The 16,950-nt window shown below is 69.4% G+C and carries 16 protein-coding genes and 2 tRNA genes; 12 read left to right on the top strand and 6 right to left on the bottom strand.

The genetic code is table 11. The features are described 5' to 3' along the window. The first annotated feature begins 6 nt into the window (after positions 1–6). The 8 genes from topA to ACFXP5_RS13880 all read left to right on the top strand — a co-directional run bounded on the left by topA (position 7) and on the right by ACFXP5_RS13880 (position 9,800). Positions 7–2,757, top strand: coding sequence for a type I DNA topoisomerase (topA, locus tag ACFXP5_RS13915; protein WP_394545051.1), 2,751 nt, complete (start codon positions 7–9; stop codon positions 2,755–2,757). Beyond that, positions 2,754–3,374 carry a dTMP kinase gene (gene tmk / locus ACFXP5_RS13910; protein WP_394545049.1) on the top strand — a complete coding sequence of 207 codons (621 nt, stop codon included), beginning with the start codon at positions 2,754–2,756 and terminating at the stop codon, positions 3,372–3,374. Before topA ends, tmk begins: the two co-directional genes overlap by 4 nt. Positions 3,375–3,447: 73 nt before the next feature. Then, positions 3,448–4,611: a DNA polymerase III subunit delta' gene (locus ACFXP5_RS13905; protein WP_394529018.1), complete on the top strand. Its 1,164-nt coding sequence runs from the start codon at positions 3,448–3,450 to the stop codon at positions 4,609–4,611. Next, entirely contained in the window at positions 4,608–6,137 is a 1,530-nt protein-coding gene (locus ACFXP5_RS13900; RefSeq protein WP_394545047.1) for an alpha/beta hydrolase, read from the top strand. The genes ACFXP5_RS13905 and ACFXP5_RS13900 overlap by 4 nt, the downstream gene beginning before the upstream one ends. 71 nt (positions 6,138–6,208) lie before the next feature. Next, positions 6,209–6,281 (top strand) — tRNA-Thr (locus ACFXP5_RS13895). A 51-nt stretch (positions 6,282–6,332) separates the two neighbouring features. Then, positions 6,333–6,728 carry a hypothetical protein gene (locus ACFXP5_RS13890; RefSeq protein WP_394529016.1) on the top strand — a complete coding sequence of 132 codons (396 nt, stop codon included), beginning with the start codon at positions 6,333–6,335 and terminating at the stop codon, positions 6,726–6,728. A 48-nt stretch (positions 6,729–6,776) separates the two neighbouring features. Then, entirely contained in the window at positions 6,777–9,032 is a 2,256-nt protein-coding gene (locus ACFXP5_RS13885) for an MMPL family transporter (RefSeq protein WP_394545046.1), read from the top strand. Between the two features lie 192 nt (positions 9,033–9,224). Next, entirely contained in the window at positions 9,225–9,800 is a 576-nt protein-coding gene (locus tag ACFXP5_RS13880; protein ID WP_394545044.1) for an isochorismatase family protein, read from the top strand. A gap of 51 nt (positions 9,801–9,851) precedes the next feature. On the opposite strand, the gene ACFXP5_RS13875 is transcribed toward ACFXP5_RS13880, so the two are convergent. Together ACFXP5_RS13875 and ACFXP5_RS13870 are read right to left on the bottom strand one after the other, a co-directional pair. Further along, positions 9,852–10,568 carry an alpha/beta fold hydrolase gene (locus ACFXP5_RS13875; protein WP_394545042.1) on the bottom strand — a complete coding sequence of 239 codons (717 nt, stop codon included), beginning with the start codon at positions 10,566–10,568 and terminating at the stop codon, positions 9,852–9,854. A gap of 34 nt (positions 10,569–10,602) precedes the next feature. Next, positions 10,603–11,082 carry a MaoC family dehydratase gene (locus ACFXP5_RS13870; protein ID WP_394545040.1) on the bottom strand — a complete coding sequence of 160 codons (480 nt, stop codon included), beginning with the start codon at positions 11,080–11,082 and terminating at the stop codon, positions 10,603–10,605. 223 nt (positions 11,083–11,305) lie between these two features. Here ACFXP5_RS13870 and ACFXP5_RS13865 point away from each other — a divergent pair, with 223 nt between their 5' ends. Continuing rightward, a complete protein-coding gene (locus tag ACFXP5_RS13865; protein ID WP_394545038.1) occupies positions 11,306–12,190 on the top strand; it encodes a helix-turn-helix transcriptional regulator in 885 nt (294 codons plus the stop codon). Beyond that, positions 12,187–12,888 carry a helix-turn-helix transcriptional regulator gene (locus ACFXP5_RS13860; protein ID WP_394545037.1) on the top strand — a complete coding sequence of 234 codons (702 nt, stop codon included), beginning with the start codon at positions 12,187–12,189 and terminating at the stop codon, positions 12,886–12,888. Before ACFXP5_RS13865 ends, ACFXP5_RS13860 begins: the two co-directional genes overlap by 4 nt. A gap of 16 nt (positions 12,889–12,904) precedes the next feature. Here the strand turns inward: ACFXP5_RS13860 and ACFXP5_RS13855 are convergent, their stop codons facing one another. The 4 genes from ACFXP5_RS13855 to ACFXP5_RS13840 form a co-directional block, all read right to left on the bottom strand. Beyond that, a complete protein-coding gene (locus ACFXP5_RS13855) occupies positions 12,905–13,633 on the bottom strand; it encodes an MOSC domain-containing protein (protein WP_394545035.1) in 729 nt (242 codons plus the stop codon). Between the two features lie 84 nt (positions 13,634–13,717). After that, entirely contained in the window at positions 13,718–14,284 is a 567-nt protein-coding gene (locus tag ACFXP5_RS13850; RefSeq protein ID WP_394545034.1) for a LysM peptidoglycan-binding domain-containing protein, read from the bottom strand. 139 nt (positions 14,285–14,423) lie between these two features. Then, positions 14,424–14,496, bottom strand: a tRNA-Lys gene (locus tag ACFXP5_RS13845). A gap of 135 nt (positions 14,497–14,631) precedes the next feature. Then, positions 14,632–15,306, bottom strand: a complete 675-nt coding sequence (locus ACFXP5_RS13840; RefSeq protein ID WP_394529007.1) for a fasciclin domain-containing protein — start codon at positions 15,304–15,306, stop codon at positions 14,632–14,634. A 243-nt stretch (positions 15,307–15,549) separates the two neighbouring features. Here ACFXP5_RS13840 and sigK point away from each other — a divergent pair, with 243 nt between their 5' ends. Together sigK and ACFXP5_RS13830 are read left to right on the top strand one after the other, a co-directional pair. Next, positions 15,550–16,140 carry an ECF RNA polymerase sigma factor SigK gene (sigK, locus tag ACFXP5_RS13835; RefSeq protein WP_394545033.1) on the top strand — a complete coding sequence of 197 codons (591 nt, stop codon included), beginning with the start codon at positions 15,550–15,552 and terminating at the stop codon, positions 16,138–16,140. After that, on the top strand, positions 16,137–16,919 hold the full coding sequence (locus ACFXP5_RS13830; protein ID WP_394545032.1) for an anti-sigma factor: 783 nt from the start codon (positions 16,137–16,139) through the stop codon (positions 16,917–16,919). The genes sigK and ACFXP5_RS13830 overlap by 4 nt, the downstream gene beginning before the upstream one ends. The last annotated feature ends 31 nt before the right edge of the window (positions 16,920–16,950 follow it).

Raw genomic sequence — 16,950 nt, 5'->3', positions numbered from 1 at the left:
ACCTCAGTGGCAAACGGCAAAAAGCTCGTCATCGTCGAGTCCCCGACGAAGATGAAGTCGATCCAGGGCTACCTCGGAGACGACTATGAGGTGCTGAGCTCGGTCGGACACATCCGCGATCTGGCCAGCAAGAAGGACATCCCCGCCGAGAAGAAAGAGGCGTACGGGAAGTACTCCATCGACGTCGACAACGACTTCGACCCCTTCTACGTCGTCAACGACCGCAAGACCAAGACGGTCGCTGAACTCAAGCGCGCCCTGAAGACCGCCGACGAAGTGCTGCTGGCCACTGATGAAGACCGCGAAGGCGAAGCCATCGCGTGGCACCTCCTCGAGGTGCTCAAGCCCAAGGTCCCCGTCAAGCGCATGGTCTTCCACGAGATCACGAAGGATGCGATCCGCGCCGCCGCCGAGAACACCCGCGAACTCGACCTGGCCCTCGTCGACGCGCAAGAGACCCGTCGTGTTCTCGACCGGCTCTACGGCTGGGACGTCTCGCCCGTTCTCTGGCGCAAGGTCGGCTCCGGCCGCGAAGGCGCAGCGCTCAGCGCCGGTCGCGTGCAGTCCGCCGCCACCCGCATGGTCGTCGAGCGCGAGCGGGAGCGCATGGCGTTCGTCTCCGCGTCGTACTGGGACGTCGAGGCGCTCGCCGCCAAGGGGACCGCGTCGTTCACCACCCGCCTCGCCCGCGTCGGCGGTGCTCCGCTCGCTCGAGGCGGCGACTTCGACGACCGCGGCACGCTGAAGAAGGCCGTCGTCGTGCTCGACGAGGCCGCCGCGCGCCGACTCGCCGACGCTGTCACGGCAGCCGCGAAGGCGGAGGTCACCAGCATCGAAGCCAAGCCCGGCACGCGCAGCCCCAAGCCCCCCTTCACCACCTCGACCCTGCAGCAAGAAGCGGGTCGCAAGCTCTCGATGAGTGCGAAGCACGCCATGAGCGTCGCCCAGCGCCTCTACGAAAAGGGTTTCATCACCTATATGCGTACCGACTCGACCGCTCTGTCGGGCCAGGCGATCTCCGCCGCCCGCGAGCAGGCCGTGGCGCTGTACGGCGACAAGGCGGTGCCGGCCAATCCCCGCGTGTACCGCAACAACGCCAAGAACGCGCAGGAAGCGCACGAGGCGATCCGTCCCTCGGGCGAGCACTTCCGCACCCCCTCGTCCGTCTCGGGCTCGCTCGACCGCGACGAGCAGCGCATGTACGACCTCATCTGGAAGCGCACGGTCGCCAGCCAGATGTCCGACGCCAAGTACGAGACCACCACGGTGACGCTCGCGGTGCAGGCCGGTGACCAGGTGGCCGAGTTCACAGCATCCGGCACCGTCTACACCTTCAAGGGATTCCTCGAGGCGTACGAAGAGGGCAACGACGAGAAGCGACACGCCTCGGACTCCAGCGACGACCAGTCGCTGCCGGCCGTCACCGTCGGCGATGTGCTCGCCGTGAAGGATGTCGAGCCGAAGGGGCACGCCACCTCGCCGAAGCCCCGCTACACCGAGGCGAGCCTGGTCAAGGCGCTCGAGGAGAAGGGCATCGGCCGCCCCTCGACGTTCGCGAGCATCATCGACGTCATCCTCGATCGCGGGTACGTGACCAAGCGGGGGCAGGCCCTCGTGCCGAGCTGGCTCGCGTTCAGCGTCGTGCGGCTGCTCGAAGAGCACTTCGCCGACCTGGTGGATTACGACTTCACGGCCGCGCTCGAGGACGACCTCGACTCGATCGCCCGCGGCGAGCAGGGACGCGGCGCCTGGCTGCGCTCGTTCTACTTCGGCTCCGACGACCAGGTGGGCCTGCGCAACATCGTCGACAACCTCGGCGAGATCGATGCGCGTGAGCTCAACTCGACACGGATCACGGATGCTGCGACCCTGCGCTTCGGCAAATACGGCCCGTACCTCGAGATCGCGAACAAGGAAGACCCCGAGGCCAAGCCGCGGATCGTCAACGTGCCCGACGACCTCGCACCCGACGAGCTGACGCCCGATAAGGCGCAGGAGCTCATCGATGCCCCGGTCGCGGGTGACCGTGTGCTGGGCGAGAACCCCGACAACGGCAAGCTCATCGTCGTCAAGGACGGCCGCTACGGTCCGTACGTGCAAGAGGTCGACCCCGAAGACCCCGAGAACGTCGATGAGTCGACCGGCGAGGTCGTGGAGGCGCCGAAGAAGCGCGGGGCGAAGAAAGAGGTCGCCCCCAAGCCGCGCACCGCTTCGCTGTTCAAGTCGATGTCCGTCGACGAGATCGACCTCGACACCGCGCTGCAGCTGCTGACGCTGCCGCGCGTCGTGGGCGTCGACCCCGAATCGGGCGAGGAGATCACGGCGCAGAACGGCCGGTTCGGTCCGTACCTCAAGAAGGGCACCGACTCCCGCTCGCTCGACACCGAACAGCAGATCTTCGACTACACCCTCGAGGAGGCGCTCGCGAAGTACGCCGAGCCCAAGTACGGTGCTCGGCGCGCCTCGAGCGCCCTGAAGGAGTTCGACAACGATCCGGTGAGCGGCAAGCCGATCCGCCTCAAGGACGGCCGCTTCGGCGCGTACGTCACCGACGGGGAGACGAACGCGACGATCCCGCGCGGCGAGGTCGCGATGGACATCACCTTCGACCGCGCCGTCGAGCTCATCGCCGACAAGCGCGCGAAGGGGCCGGCTCCCAAGCGCGCCACCACGGCACGCAAGGCCCCCGTGAAGAAGGCGGCGGCGCCGAAGAAGCCGGCTACGCCCAAGAAGGCGGCGCCGAAGAAGACGTCGTGACGACGGGACTGTTCGTCACGTTCGAAGGCGGCGACGGCGCGGGCAAGACCACGCAGGCGCGCCTGCTCGAGGAGTGGCTGCGCGGGAGCGGCCGCGAGGTCGTGCGCACCCGGGAACCCGGGGGCACCGAGGTCGGCGTACTCGTGCGCGATATCGTGCTGCATCATCGCGGCGAGGTCGCGCCGCGAGCTGAGGCGCTGCTCTACGCCGCCGATCGGGCCCAGCACGTCGCGACGCTGGTGCGTCCGGCCCTGGACCGCGGCGACGTCGTGATCCAGGACCGCTACCTCGACTCCTCCGTCGCGTACCAGGGGGCGGGGCGGGTGCTGGATGCCAAGGAGATCCGCGAACTCTCGCTGTGGGCCGCCGACGGGCTGCTGCCCGATCTCACGGTGCTGCTCGACCTCGACCCCGAAGCGGCGCGGGTGCGCCTCGACGCCGACGACAAGCCGTTCGACCGGCTGGAGGCCGAGGAAGCGGACTTCCACGCGCGTGTCCGCTCGGCGTTCCTCTCCCTCGCCGCCGCGGAGCCTGACCGCTTCCTGGTGCTCGACGCCGCGCTCCCTGTGACGGAGCTCGCCGCCGCCGTGCGCGAGCGGATCGCCCCCCTCCTCTGACCCGCCTGCGCGGGCGAGCGGAGGCTGTGGAGCAGAGCGGATGCTGTCGGCGGGCCCGTCTAGGGTGGAACCCATGTCCGCAGCCCTGGCCGAATCGCCGCTCGGTTCGCCGTGGGATGCGGTCTGGGGGCAGCGCGAGGCCGTCGAGACGCTCCGGGCGGCTGCGGCCGACCCGGCGACACTCGCGCACGCCTGGCTGCTGACCGGCCCGCCGGGGTCGGGGCGCTCGACACTCGCGCGCGCCTTCGCCGCGGCGCTGATCGCCGAGCCGGGAGATGAGGCGGCCGTCCGTCAAGTGCTCGCGGGCACGCATCCCGACCTCACGGCCCTCCGCACCGAGCAGGTGATCATCCGCATCGACGAGGCACGCCGGCTCGTCGAGCGGGCGTACTTCGCCCCCTCCCTGGGGCGGCACCGGGTGATCGTCGTCGAAGATGCCGACCGCATGACCGAGCGCACCTCGAACGTGCTGCTCAAGGCTCTGGAAGAGCCGCCCGAACACACCGTGTGGGTGTTGTGCGCCCCCAGCGACGCCGATCTGCTGCCGACGATCCGTTCGCGCGTGCGCATGCTGCGCCTGCGCGAGCCCGAGGTCTCGGACGTTGCCGCACTGATCGTGCAGCGCACGGGCGCTCCCCACGACATCGCCGAGGAGTCGGCCCGCCACGCGCAGCGCCACATCGGCATGGCCCAGCGCCTCGCCACCGATGCCGACGCGCGAGCGCGGCGCGCCGAGACGCTGAGTGCCGTGCTGCGCGTGCGCGGTGTCGGCGACGCGGTGGAGGTCGCCGGCCAGATCGTGCGGGTCGCCACCGAGGACGCCAAGTCTTTGACGGCCACTCGCGACGAGCAGGAACGCTCCTCGCTGCTGCGCACACTCGGTGTGCCCGAGGGTGCGGCCGTGCCTCCAGCGGTGCGCGGGCAGCTCAACGCACTCGAAGACGACCAGAAGCGGCGGGCCACACGCAGCCTCCGCGACGGCATCGACCGCGTGCTCACCGATCTGCAGGCCCTCTATCGCGACGTCGTGGTGCTGCAGTTCGGCCGGGACGCCGACTTGATCAACCGCGAACTCGAGAGCGAACTGCGAGCGGTGGCCGCGGCGTGGACGCCCGAACGCACCCTGGCGGTCCTTGACCGGATCGCCGCCACCCGCAAGAACATGGAGCAGAACGTGGCACCGCCCCTCGCCCTGGAGAGCATGCTCATCACCGTCGCGAACGGTACCGCCCCGTGATCGGGGCGCGTCGAGCGTGGGTCGCGGCTCTCGCGGCCGCCGTGCTGGCGCTGAGCGGATGCTCGATGTTCGCGCCCGCTCCGCCGGCGCCCTCCGCGACGCCGGACATCTCGGGGGCGTCCGCCGACCTCCTGCCGTTCTACGGCCAGCAGATCGACTGGCAGTCGTGCGGTGCCGACGGTGCCGACTTCGACTGCGCGCGGGTGCAGGTGCCCCGCGACTGGGAGAACCCTGGCGTCGCCTCGATCGAGATCGCGATCATCCGCCACCGCGCGGGAAACGGCGCTCCGGTCGGCTCGCTGCTGGTCAATCCCGGCGGCCCCGGCGTCAGCGGTGTCGACTTCGTGCGCACCTCCCTCGCTAGCCTTGTCGACGCTCAGCTCGAGGATGCCTACGACGTGGTCGGCTTCGACCCGCGCGGCGTGGGATCGTCCACGGCGGTCAATTGTTACGACGGCGCCGACCTCGACGCCTATCTGTTCGACATCCCGCAGGCCGAGCGGGGGTCGGATGCTTGGGAGGCCGAGCTCGAGGCGCACAACGCCGCGTTCGCCCAGGCGTGCGAGGCCAACAGCAACGGCATCCTGCCCTACGTGTCCACCCAGAACGCGGCGCGCGACCTCGACGTGCTGCGCGCGGTGCTGGGGGAGTCGTCACTGGATTACCTCGGCTACTCGTGGGGCACCGCGCTCGGCACCGACTACGCCGAGCTCTTCCCCGACCGGGTCGGGCGGCTGGTGCTCGACGGCGCGCTCGATCCCTCCGTTCCCGGCTACCTCGTCGGAGTCGGGCAGATGGAGGGGTTCCAACGCTCCCTCGACGCGTTCCTCGCCGACTGCCTCCAGGGTCAGGACTGCCCGTTCCGCGGCACCGTCGACGATGCGCAGGCCGACCTCGATGCGCTGCTCGCGGCCGTCGACGCTCGCCCGCTCACGGCGGCGGACGGCCGCCGACTCGGTGCCGACACGCTCATGACGGCCATCCTCACCGCGCTGTACTCGCCCGGCAACTGGCCGTTCCTTGCACAGGCATTGACCGCGGCGCAGGACGGCGATCCCGCGCCCGCGTTCACGCTCGCCGACTCGTACAGCGACCGTCAGGGCGGGGAGTACCTCGGAAATTCCGAGGAGGCCTTCCCCGCCTACAACTGCATGGACTATCCGCTCTCCACCGATGAGCAGAACGACGAGGCTGCAGCCGACCTCGCACAGGTCGCGCCCCTCGCCGCGGAGTATTTGCTCGGCCCCGACGTCTGCGAAGACTGGCCCTACCCGCCCACCGGCACGCGCGAGCCGGCGTCGGCGCCGGATGCCGCGCCGATCCTCGTCATCGGCACGACGAGCGACCCGGCGACGCCGTACGAATGGGCGGTCTCCCTCGCCGATCAGCTCGAAACGGCCACTCTGATCACTCGGGTGGGGGAGGGACACACCGGCTATAACAAGGGCAACACGTGCGTCGACGACGCCGTGGATGCCTATCTGATCGACGGCACCGTGCCCTCGGGCGACGTCCGCTGCGAGTGATCGAAAGCGTGTTCGCGGTGCCCGTCCCGAGCGGGTAGGATCGATGATCGTGCATCGCGCAAGCGGCGCGCGCCACCTTAGCTCAGACGGCAGAGCGATTCACTCGTAATGAATAGGTCAAGGGTTCGATTCCCTTAGGTGGCTCCGGATGACGGGTCGCTCCGGCGGCCCGTTTCCCGTACCCCGGGAGGATTCATGACGAACGCCGTCGATGCGATCGTCGAGATCTTCACCTGGGTGGGCTTCGGCGCCGGCGCCCTGCTGGCGGGGATCGCTTTCATCCTCTACGTCGCCGACGGCACGTGGTTGCCCGTGCGGGCCATGATCGACGACCACGGCGACGACCGGGTCGCGCGCTGGTTCGACGCTGACGGGGGAGTCGGCGAGGCCCACCTCACCGCGGCGCAACGCGACGAGATCGGCGACGCCGACGCGGCCGACGTGTTCGTGCGCCAGGGGTCTCTCGATCGGATGCGACTGACACGCCGATCCCCGAACGTGCGCTCCGTTGCACTCCTCGCCGGCGGACTGATCGGGGTCGGCCTGGTGGCGACGATCATCTCCGTCGTGACGCTCTTCGCCCGAGGGTGAAGCGCAATCGTTATCCCGCGCGGTGCTATCGCTAGATAAGCTAGCGATATGTCGACTACGCGTAGGTCCTCTCGCCGTCCGACCCGCTGGCTCCGGGTGGGCATTCCCGCGCTGCTGGTGCTGGTCTGGCTCGTCGGCGGCTCCGTCGGCGGACCCTACTTCGGCAGAGTCGATGAGGTCGCGACGAACGACCAGTCGTCCTTCCTCCCGGAATCCGCCGACGCGACGCAGGTGAGCGAGCGACTCGCCGCGTTCACGGGGGACGACACCCTCCCCGCCCTCATCGTGGTGACCGCGGACGAGGGAACGCTCTCCGATCAGCAGATCGCGGCGCTGCAGGATCTGACCGACGACATCGCTTCGTCGGGGAACGTCTCGGGAGACGTCTCGCCGCCCGTGATCTCCGACGACGGCGAAGCCGCCCAGATCTTGGTGCCGGTCGACAGCTCCGGCGAGGTCGCCGAGAGCGTCGCCGAACTGCGACAGCTGGTGATGGACACCATCCCCGACGGCACCGAGGCGTGGGTGACGGGGCCGGCAGGGTTCACCGCTGATCTGGTGGCCGGCTTCCAGGGGATCGACGGCCTGCTGCTGATCGTCGCCCTCGCAGCCGTCTTCGTGATCCTCATCGTCGTCTACCGCTCCCCGCTCCTGCCCATCCTGGTGCTGCTCACCTCGACCTTCGCGCTCTGCGTCGCGCTGCTGACCGTGTGGTGGCTCGCCAAGGCCGGCATCTTCGTCCTCAACGGCCAAGTGCAAGGCATCCTGTTCATCCTCGTGATCGGCGCCGCCACCGATTACGCGCTCTTGTACGTCGCCCGCTTCCGCGAAGCCGTGGCCGACGGTTCGGCGCGGTGGGAGGCGACCACGCGCGCGTGGCGAGGGGCGTTCGAGCCCATCCTCGCGTCGGGGGGCACGGTCATCGCGGGTCTGCTGTGCCTGCTGCTGTCCGATCTCGCCACCAACCGGGCGCTCGGGCCGATCGCGTCGATCGGGATCGCCTTCGCGGTGCTCTCGGCGCTGACCTTCCTGCCCGCGCTGCTCGCCCTCACGGGCAAGGCCGCGTTCTGGCCCTTCTTCCCCAAGCCCCGCTCGCACGACGTGCCGGAGGACCTCGCCCAGCCGGTGTCGGGCCTCTGGCCGCGCCTGGCGCGGTTCGTCGCCCGTCACTCCCGGCCGGTGTGGATCATCTGCGTGATCGTGCTGCTGGGCGCATCCGTCGGCGTCACCCAACTACGCGCCGACGGCGTGCCCTCGAGCGATCTCGTGCTCGGCACCTCGCAGGCCCGTGACGGCCAGGACGTGCTCGCCGAGCACTTCCCGGCCGGATCGGGCAGCCCCGTCTACGTGCTCGTCCCTGAAGACCGGGTCGCCGACGCGGTCGCAGTGCTCGATGCGTCCGACGGGATCGACGCGGTGGCGGCAGCATCCGCCGACTCCCCGACCGGTCAAGCCGGCGTCACGATCGAGAACGGCGCGCCGGTGTACACGGCGGTCGGGCCGCCCGGTGGCCCCGCCCCGGCGCCGACCGTGTCGGACGGCGACGTGCTGCTGAGCGCCACGCTGACGGATGCTGCCGACTCCGTCGCCGCGGAGGACACGGTCCGCCAGCTGCGGAGCGACCTCACCGCGCAACTCGGCGACGGCACCGCCCTGGTCGGGGGAGTGACGGCGACCGACGTCGACTCCAATGCCACCTCGATCCGCGATCGCACCGTCATCATCCCGGTCGTCCTGGCGGTGATCCTCATCATCCTCATGCTGCTGCTGCGCTCGGTGCTGGCGCCGGTGATCCTGATCGGCACCGTGATCCTCTCGTTCGCCGCGTCGCTCGGTGTCAGCGCGCTCGTCTTCGACGGCATCTTCGGCTTCCCCGGAGCCGACCCCGCGGTGCCGCTCTACGGGTTCGTGTTCCTCGTGGCCCTGGGCGTGGACTACAACATCTTCCTGATGTCGCGCGTGCGGGAGGAGTCGCTCAAGCACGGCACGCGACCGGGAATCCTCCGCGGCCTCGTCGCGACCGGCGGCGTGATCACCTCGGCGGGGCTCGTGCTCGCGGCGACGTTCGCGGCGCTCGGTGTCATCCCGATCCTGTTCCTCGCCCAGATCGCGTTCATCGTCGCCTTCGGCGTGCTGCTCGACACGTTCGTCGTGCGCTCCCTGCTCGTGCCTGCCCTGTCGTACGACCTCGGCCGGCACATCTGGTGGCCGTCGAAGCTCGACCGGGCGACTTCTTCGCCGCCCGCCGAACACAACTCCTCCGATCCGGCGTCGCGGGCGGCGAATCGGGCCGGTCGGGGGTAGATCCCGCCCGGATTGGAGGAGTTGTGTCCGGGTCGGGGTCGTACCCTCGCACTTCGGCCGAATGGGCTCGTCGCCGCCGGCGGACACAACTCCTCCCATCCTGCTTCGCCGGCGTCGAATCGGCCCGCTCGGGGGTGGATCCCGCCCGGATTGGAGGAGTTGTGTCCGCGTCGGGGGTCGTACCCTCGAGTAATGACGCGCGCCCTCTTCATCGTCGATGTGCAGAACGACTTCACCGAGCACGGCGCCCTGGGCGTTGCCGGGGGCGACGAGGTCGCCGAGCGCATCTCGCGCTACCTCGACGCGCACGCGAGCGAGTACGAGATCGTCGTCGCGTCGCGGGATTGGCACGACGGCGACAACGACAACGGCGGGCATTTCGCCCCCGAGGGCCCGGACTTCATCGACACCTGGCCGGTGCACTGCGTCGGAGGCACGTTCGGGGCCGACTACGACGAGGGCTTCGACACCACCGCCGTGACGCACCACCTGAAGAAGGGGCAGGGCAAGCCCGCCTATTCGCTGTTCGAGGGGGTCGGCGACGACGGCGTCACTGCTGCCGCCTTGCTCGAGCAGCACGGCATCCACGACATCGACGTCGTCGGGCTCGCGACCGACTACTGCGTCCGCGCCTCAGCGCTCGACGCGCTCGCGGCGGGCCGCGGCGTGCGGGTGTTCAGCGACCTCGTGGCGGGTGTCCATCCCGAGTCCAGCGCCGCCGCTCTCGCCGAGCTCGCTGCCGCCGGCGCCGAGGTCCGGCCCGCGTAGGCCTGAAGGAACGAAGGGGGCGGATGCTGCAGCATCCGCCCCCTTCCGCTTTCAGCCGAGGTCGGCGATCGCGTCGATGATGAAGGTCGCGACCTCGGCGGGCTTCGTCTGCATCACCAGGTGCGGCGCATCGAGCTCGATGACCGTGCGCGCACCCGCTCGCTTGTACCCGAAGCGCTCGACGTCCGGGTTGATCGTGTGGTCGTTCTTCGACACGATCCCCCACGACGGCTTGGTCTTCCACGCGGCGACGGGCGCCGTCTCGGAGAACGCCACCGCGGCGAGCGGACGCTGCGAAACGGCGAGCACCCGGGCGGTGTCTGCGGGCACCCCGGCGGCGAAGACCTCGGGGAACGCGTCGATCTTGACCGAGACGTCGGTGCCGGGGTCGGCGCCTTCGATCGGGTAGGGGGAGTACACGAGGTTGGCCGCGAGATCGGAATCGGGGAAGCCGCCCTGCAGCTGTCCCAGGCTCTCGCCCTCGTCGAGCGCGTAGCCCGAGACGTAGACGAGTCCGACGACGTTGTCCGCGGCGCCGGCCACGGTGATGACGGCGCCGCCGTAGGAGTGGCCGGCGAGGATTACGGGGCCATCGATCTGCTCGACGAAGCTGCGGATGTAGGCGGAGTCGCCGATGAGGCTGCGGTTGAACACCGGGGGGACGAGCACCGTGTAGCCCTGATCGAGCAGGGCCAGGGTGACCGGCGCCCAGCTGGATGCATCGGCGAACGCGCCGTGGACGAGCACGATGGTGGGAGGTGTGGACATGAGTCGCTTCTTTCTTTGAGGGGGCGGAGGGCGTTCAAGCGGGTGAGCGGCGCAGGAGGTAGGTGTGCTCGCCGGTGAGCACGACCTCGGAACGCTGGTTGTGCACGGTGACGGCGGCGGTGACGATTCCGTTCGCGCCGTCGGGAGTGAGGGCGGTGATCTCCAGCTGCGAGTAGAGGGTGTCGCCGGCGTGCACCTCGACGAGGAAGGTCGCCGACACGGCGGTGAAGGCGATGAAGACCTCGCCGATCTCGTGGGGGAAGAGTGTGGCGCCGGGTGCGGTGAACGCGAGCACCTGCAGGCCGTGCACGACCGGGGCGCTGTGACCGTGCGCTTTCGCCCACACCTCGTCGTAGTGCACCGGATGGTTGTCTGCCGAGACGGCTTGGAACGCGGACGCGTGGGCGTCGGTGAGGGTGCGGCTCGGGGCGCGGTACACCTCGCCGACAGCGAGTTGCTCGAAGGTGCGTGGCGGCACGATGGCGAAATCCAGCGGGCTGAAGGCGGTGGCCATGAAGCGGTCCTTTCGGGGTGATCTGGGTGCGAACGCCTTCACTGTGCCGCTCGTTCGTCACCGCATCGCCCGGATTTCGGCAAACGGACGATCCGACGCAGAAAAAGCCGATTCCCTCGACAAACCGAGCAAGCCCTTCCCGGCGACGGGAGAGATGATCGGGGGGTCCGCTCATCCGAGGCGTCAGGGGGTACCCGTGCTGTTGCCGACCAATCCTTCGTGCGTGCTCGTACAGATGAGCGCTCGCACGTTGCGTGAGGCGCCGGCCCACCGGGTCATGTCACGGCACGATCTGGGCGAGTTGGCGTTGTCGCGGATCGCCTCGGTGGCGCAGACGGTGACAGCCCAGCTCCACGAGGTGCCATCGGATGCTGCGAACAGTGCGCAGGTGCAACTCGTGCACACCGGCCGCCTGGTGCTCGAGCAGGACGGCCGGCAGACGATGGTCCGAGCGGGCGAGATGGTGATCTACGACGTGAGTCGTCCCTTCTCGTTCGTGTACCCGGAGGAATTTCGCACCACCATCGTGCAGGTGCCCATGACGACTCTCGGGGTGACCCCGGCGCGCCTGCACTCGCTGTCCGAGCGGCCCGCACCGGACACGTCGGCGAACCGTCTGCTGGCGACGCTGACGCGGGCCATCGACGTGAACGGACAGACGCTGGGCGTCGCCGGGCGAGCGGCGGTGTCGCGAGCGCTCGTCGACGCGATCCGCCCCGTCACCGGGGCCCACCTCGGAACCGCCGACACGAGAGCGGGCCTGCTGGACGCCGCCCGTCACCGGGTACGGGGGCGTCTGGGGGACCCCGGGTTGACCGCGGCCTCGCTCGCCGCCGAGCTGCACGTTTCGGTGCGCACCCTGCACGCCGCTTTCGAGGACGCGCCCGAAACGCTCCGCGCCTCCATCCGCCGTCTGCGTCTCGAGCGTGCTCGCCACCTGCTCCTCGAGACGAACGAGACCGTCAGCCGGGTGGCGCTCGCCGTCGGGTATGTCGACGTGACGCACTTCATCCGCTCCTTCCGCGAGGCGACCGGTGCCACTCCCGCCCAGTGGCGCCGGGAACGTCTCGGCACGCTCCCGCTCGACACCGAGTCGGTGGACGCGTGACGACGGCGGAGGGCGGCCCCGAGGCGGTGGTGATCGCGGGGGCGCTGGACGACATCGCAACCATCGAGGTGCAGGATGCTCGGATCCTGGCGCACGGCCCCGGCTGGGCTGCGGAGACGCCGAGCGCCGGGGTGACGGTGATCGCGCCCGTGGTGTGGCTGACGCTCGCGGAGCGAGTGATCCTCGCCGCAGGACCGATCGATGCGCACAACGGCACCGGGGCGGTGCTGGCTGCGCTGCTTCCCCATCTCGCCGACGCGGGCACGGCCGTCGAGCAGCGCCGACTCGCGGTCATCGTCCGTGACCTGCTGTCTGCGATCGCGGTGGAGCGCAGCGACGCCGACGAGGGCCAGGTCGCTCCCGAGCACCGGGTGGTGGCGTGCGCGATGCAGGTCGTCTACGGGCGGATGCAGGATCCAGGACTCACGGGCGCGCAGATCGCCGGACGGTTGGGCGTGTCCATGCGCACGCTGCAGGCGGGGTTCCATGCGTCCGGGATCTCGCTCTCGGCGCGCATCCGCGCCCTGCGGCTCGAACGGGCGCGCATCGATCTGGAGTCGGGCCCCGCGACAGCATCACGCTGGAGCGCCGTCGGAACGCAGTGGGGGTTTCGCAACCGCGCGCACTTCGTCCGGGCCTGGCAACGCGAGTACGGGGTCGCTCCTGAGGCATTCCGCCTCGACCTCGTCAACAACTGACCTCGGAGCGCGTGCGTCACGCCGCTGGGCCACCGAACACGATCTCGTCCCCCACGTTCACGACCCCCTCGCCGTGCGTCGGCAGCAGCAGGATGCCGAGCGTCGCTTCAGGCTGCCCGAAGGTCGTCGTCAACAGGCGCAGCAGGCGGGCGTCGCGCTCGCCGGTGTCGGGGTTGGCCATGATCGCCGCGCATCGCTCGATGGGTTGCCGCACGTCGAAGAAGACATCGCCGATGCGGATGCTGCCTTCCCAGCCCAGCTCCTCCCACGGCTCGGTGCCCTCGATCACGATGTTGGAGCGGAAGCGGCGGTCATCCACAGGCGCGGAGACCTCAGCATCCACGTCTCGAACCGATGCCGCACCGTGCAGCGAGACGAAACCCCGCGGACGGTCTTGGAATCGCGAGGTGCGTCCGTCGCCGACCAGGCGCAGGGGAAGCGCGCCCTCCACGTCGAGCCGGCGGGCATCGGTCGTGGCGGCGACGTAAGCGGTCACGGCTTCTTCGAGTTCGCGGCGGCCTTGGTCGTCGAGCGGCGCCGCCACGAGCAGGCGTTCGCCCTCGGAGATGCGCAGGGTTGCGCCGTCGAACGCCAACCGCAGCCGCGCGAGCGAGGGGAAGTCCATGAGGGCGAGGCCCTGGCTCTTGGGCCAGTAGTCCAGGCCGCCACGGTCTCGGGGCTCGACGTCGGAGGCGAAGCGGAACGCCAGCACTCGGTCGCCGGCGATACGGCCGTCGGCCTGCACCGTGAGCTGCTGCTGCGGCTCGGGCGTGAAACCTTTGACGGGGTAGCGGTAGAGGGCGGCGACGTGGGGAACGCGCCCATCTTTTCACTGCGCCGTGGCTTCGCCCTTCTTGGGGCGGAGGATCAGGACGTCGCCGGGCTGGATCGTGCTCGGTCCGAAGCGGTCGTTGTAAGCCCCGATGGTCACGTAGTCGACGCAAAACCGCTCGCCGATACTGATCAGCGAATCGCCGGGCTCGACGGTGTACGTGGCGATCTGGCCGTCCGCGTTGTAACCGACCGCGCCTGCCGCTAGCTCGGTCGCACCCATGTCCACCAGCTCGCCGAGGAGGGCTGCGTCGGGGTCGCCTGCGCCGTACGGGGAGATCGCGGCGTTCGTCGTGCAATTGCCGGGGCCTTCCGCCGAGAAGGTCTGACCGTCGATGGTTTGCAGGCGCGTTCCGTCCTCCAGCACGAACGTCGTGTCATCTTCGAGCGGGGCGACCTGGTCCATGGTCACGGTGGTCGCGGTCGATTCGGTTACAACCGGACCGAAGAGTGTCCAGGACGAAGCAAGAGCGATGGTCGAGGCGACGGCCGGGAGAGCGAGAGCGACGAGGCCGCCCACGACGACGGCGCAGGCTGCCAGGGTGATCGTCTGCCTACGTTCCATCCGCATCAGCTTGGCAGGTGGACCGACGTCTCACCAGGGCGCGTCGGCCCCGTGGGGCTCGAAGCGTCTTTGTCCGGCGGGTTGCTCGCCAACACGCGGCTGACCCGAATCGGACGCCCTGAAGGGCAACCGATTCGCGTGGGCCCCGTGGGGCTCGAACCCACGACCCGCGGATTAAAAGTCCGATGCTCTACCGACTGAGCTAGGGGCCCGTACAGCATCCAGCCTACCCGGCGCGAAAGCACCGATCCGCGCGCGCCGGGCGCACGAAGAAGCGGCCGCCGGAACCCCTCGCCTGGGTTCCAGCGGCCGCCGTGTAGTCCAGCCCGAAGGCTGGCCCGGCCTTATTACATGGTCGGGGGCATGAGCACCGTGTCGATGAGGTACACGGTCGCGTTGGCGGTCTGGACGCCACCGCAGATGACGGCGGCCTGGTCGCCGACCATGATGTTGTCGCCGCTACCGGTGATCGTGAGGTCAGCGCCGTTCACCGTGGTGAAGGTGCCGTCGATCTCGTCGGGCGTCATCTGGCCGGGGATCACGTGGTACGTGAGGATCGAGGTCAGCAGGGCGCTGTCGGTCTTCAGCGTCTCGATGGTCGCGGGGTCGATCTTCGCGAAAGCGTCGTCAACGGGAGCGAAGACGGTGAACTCATCGCCATTGAGCGTGTCCACCAGGTTGACGTCGGGGTTCAGGCCACCGCTGACCGAAGCCGCGAGGGTCGTGAGGATGGGGTTGTTCGAGGCGGCAACGGCCACCGGGTCCTGCGACATGCCCTCGACGGAGCCGGCGCCGTCCGGAACGGCCGCAGCGTAGTCAGCGCAGCCGGAACCTACGAGGTTGGCCATGGGGTCCATGGTGTCGGCCGAGGGCGAGGCGCTCATCGAGGGAGCCGAGGACTCCATCGAGTCGCTGGACGGCTCAGCGGAGCTGGTCGAGCCCATCGAACAACCGGCGAGAGCGAATGCCGACGCCATGATGAGAGCGAGACCGCCGGTGATGTGCTTCTTCTTGGTAAGCATGACTTCCTCCGAAATCGTGAGCCCGGGAATCGGACTGCTGTACCCATCCCCGGTGCGGGGGAGGGATGCACCGTTGAGGCGGTGTACAGGCTGTTCGGGACGGGTTGCGAATCGGATTGCATGGATGCCGGCGGCCCGGCCCCGCAGCATCCGTTCACCTCGTCCGGCCCGCCGTGATGCACGACGGGACGGCTCACCGCAACGGAGTCGGGCGCCGGCAGGCGAGTGAGGCATGCTGGGGGGATGGTAATCGACGGTGTGGACGTGCCTGAGGATGGCGCTGAACCCGTCGACCATGTCGGCGAACTGCTCGCGCGCGTCGCGCGCGGAGACGCGGGCGCGTTCGCGCGCATGTACGACCTGATGTCCCCCCGGGTGTTCGGACTCATCCTGCGCGTGCTGGTCGACCGCTCGCAGAGCGAGGAAGTGCTGCAGGAAGTCTTCCTCGAGGTCTGGCAATCCGCAGCCAAGTTCGCTCCGAATAGGGGACAGGGAAGGTCGTGGGTACTCACGATCGCTCACCGCCGGGCTGTCGATCGCGTGCGATCTTCACAGGCGAGTGCCGATCGCGACATACGTGTGGGTTTCCGAGATCTTGATGTTCCCCACGACCACGTCGCGGAGACCGTCGAGTTGACGATCGAAGGTGAGCGTGTGGCGCAGGCTGTCGCAACGCTCCCTGCAGCGCAGCGCGAGGCCATCACCCTCGCGTACTACGGGGGATACAGTCAGAGCGAAATCGCCGCGCTCGTGGGTGCCCCGCTCGGAACGATCAAGACACGCATGCGGGACGGTCTGTCCCGCCTCAGAACTCAGATGGGGGTGACGACATGAATGAGACCACCTTCGCCGAACTCGCGGCCGGCTATGCGCTGAACGCGCTCTCCGACGCTGACCGCGACGCTTTCGAGACGGCTCTCGCGGCCCACCCCGAATGGGCTGCGTACCTTCAGGCCGACTCCGACACCGTCCTTCTCCTCTCCGACTCCGTCGCCCCGGTGATGCCGCCCGCACCGGTGCGTTCCGCACTGCTCGCGCGCATCGCGTCGACGCCGCAGACTCCGGATGCTGCATCTCAGCCCGCAGCCATCGACGAGGAGGATTACGCCGCCGCAGGACCTGCCCCCGTGGTGCCCACCACGACCCGCGCGGGCGCGGGCATGCGCCGCCGATGGTTCACCCTCGCGGCCTCGATCGTCGTCGTGCTCGCCCTGGGCGTCGGAACCGTCGTGATCGGCCAACAGCTCGCGCGCCCCGCGGCGGTGGTCGCGCTCGATCAGATCCAAGACGCCCCCGACGCCGCATCCGCCACCGTCGAACTCACCGACGGGGGAGCGGCGACGCTGCACTGGTCGGCCTCGCTCGGCGACGCGGTGCTGGTGTCCGACGGGCTGCCCTCGCTCGCCTCGGACGAGACGTTCGAGCTGTGGCTGGTGCGCGATGACGCCGCGATCGCCGCCGGAACCTTCACCACCGACGACGGTTCGGCAATGGCCGCGCTGGCGGCGGACTACCAGTCGGGCGACATCATCGCGGTGACCGTGGAGCCCGCCGGCGGAGCGCCCGAGGGCGTTCCGACGAGCGAACCGATCCTCGCGATCGCCACGGCGTGACTCCTGCCGCGCGCGGGGGTGCGCAGCATCC

Origin of the sequence: Microbacterium hanjuni, from assembly GCF_043556395.1 — a bacterium.
In the GTDB taxonomy this organism is placed as follows: Bacteria; Actinomycetota; Actinomycetes; order Actinomycetales; family Microbacteriaceae; genus Microbacterium.
Note: the sequence above shows the minus strand (reverse complement) of the source record. Positions and strands in the feature narration are given on the sequence as shown.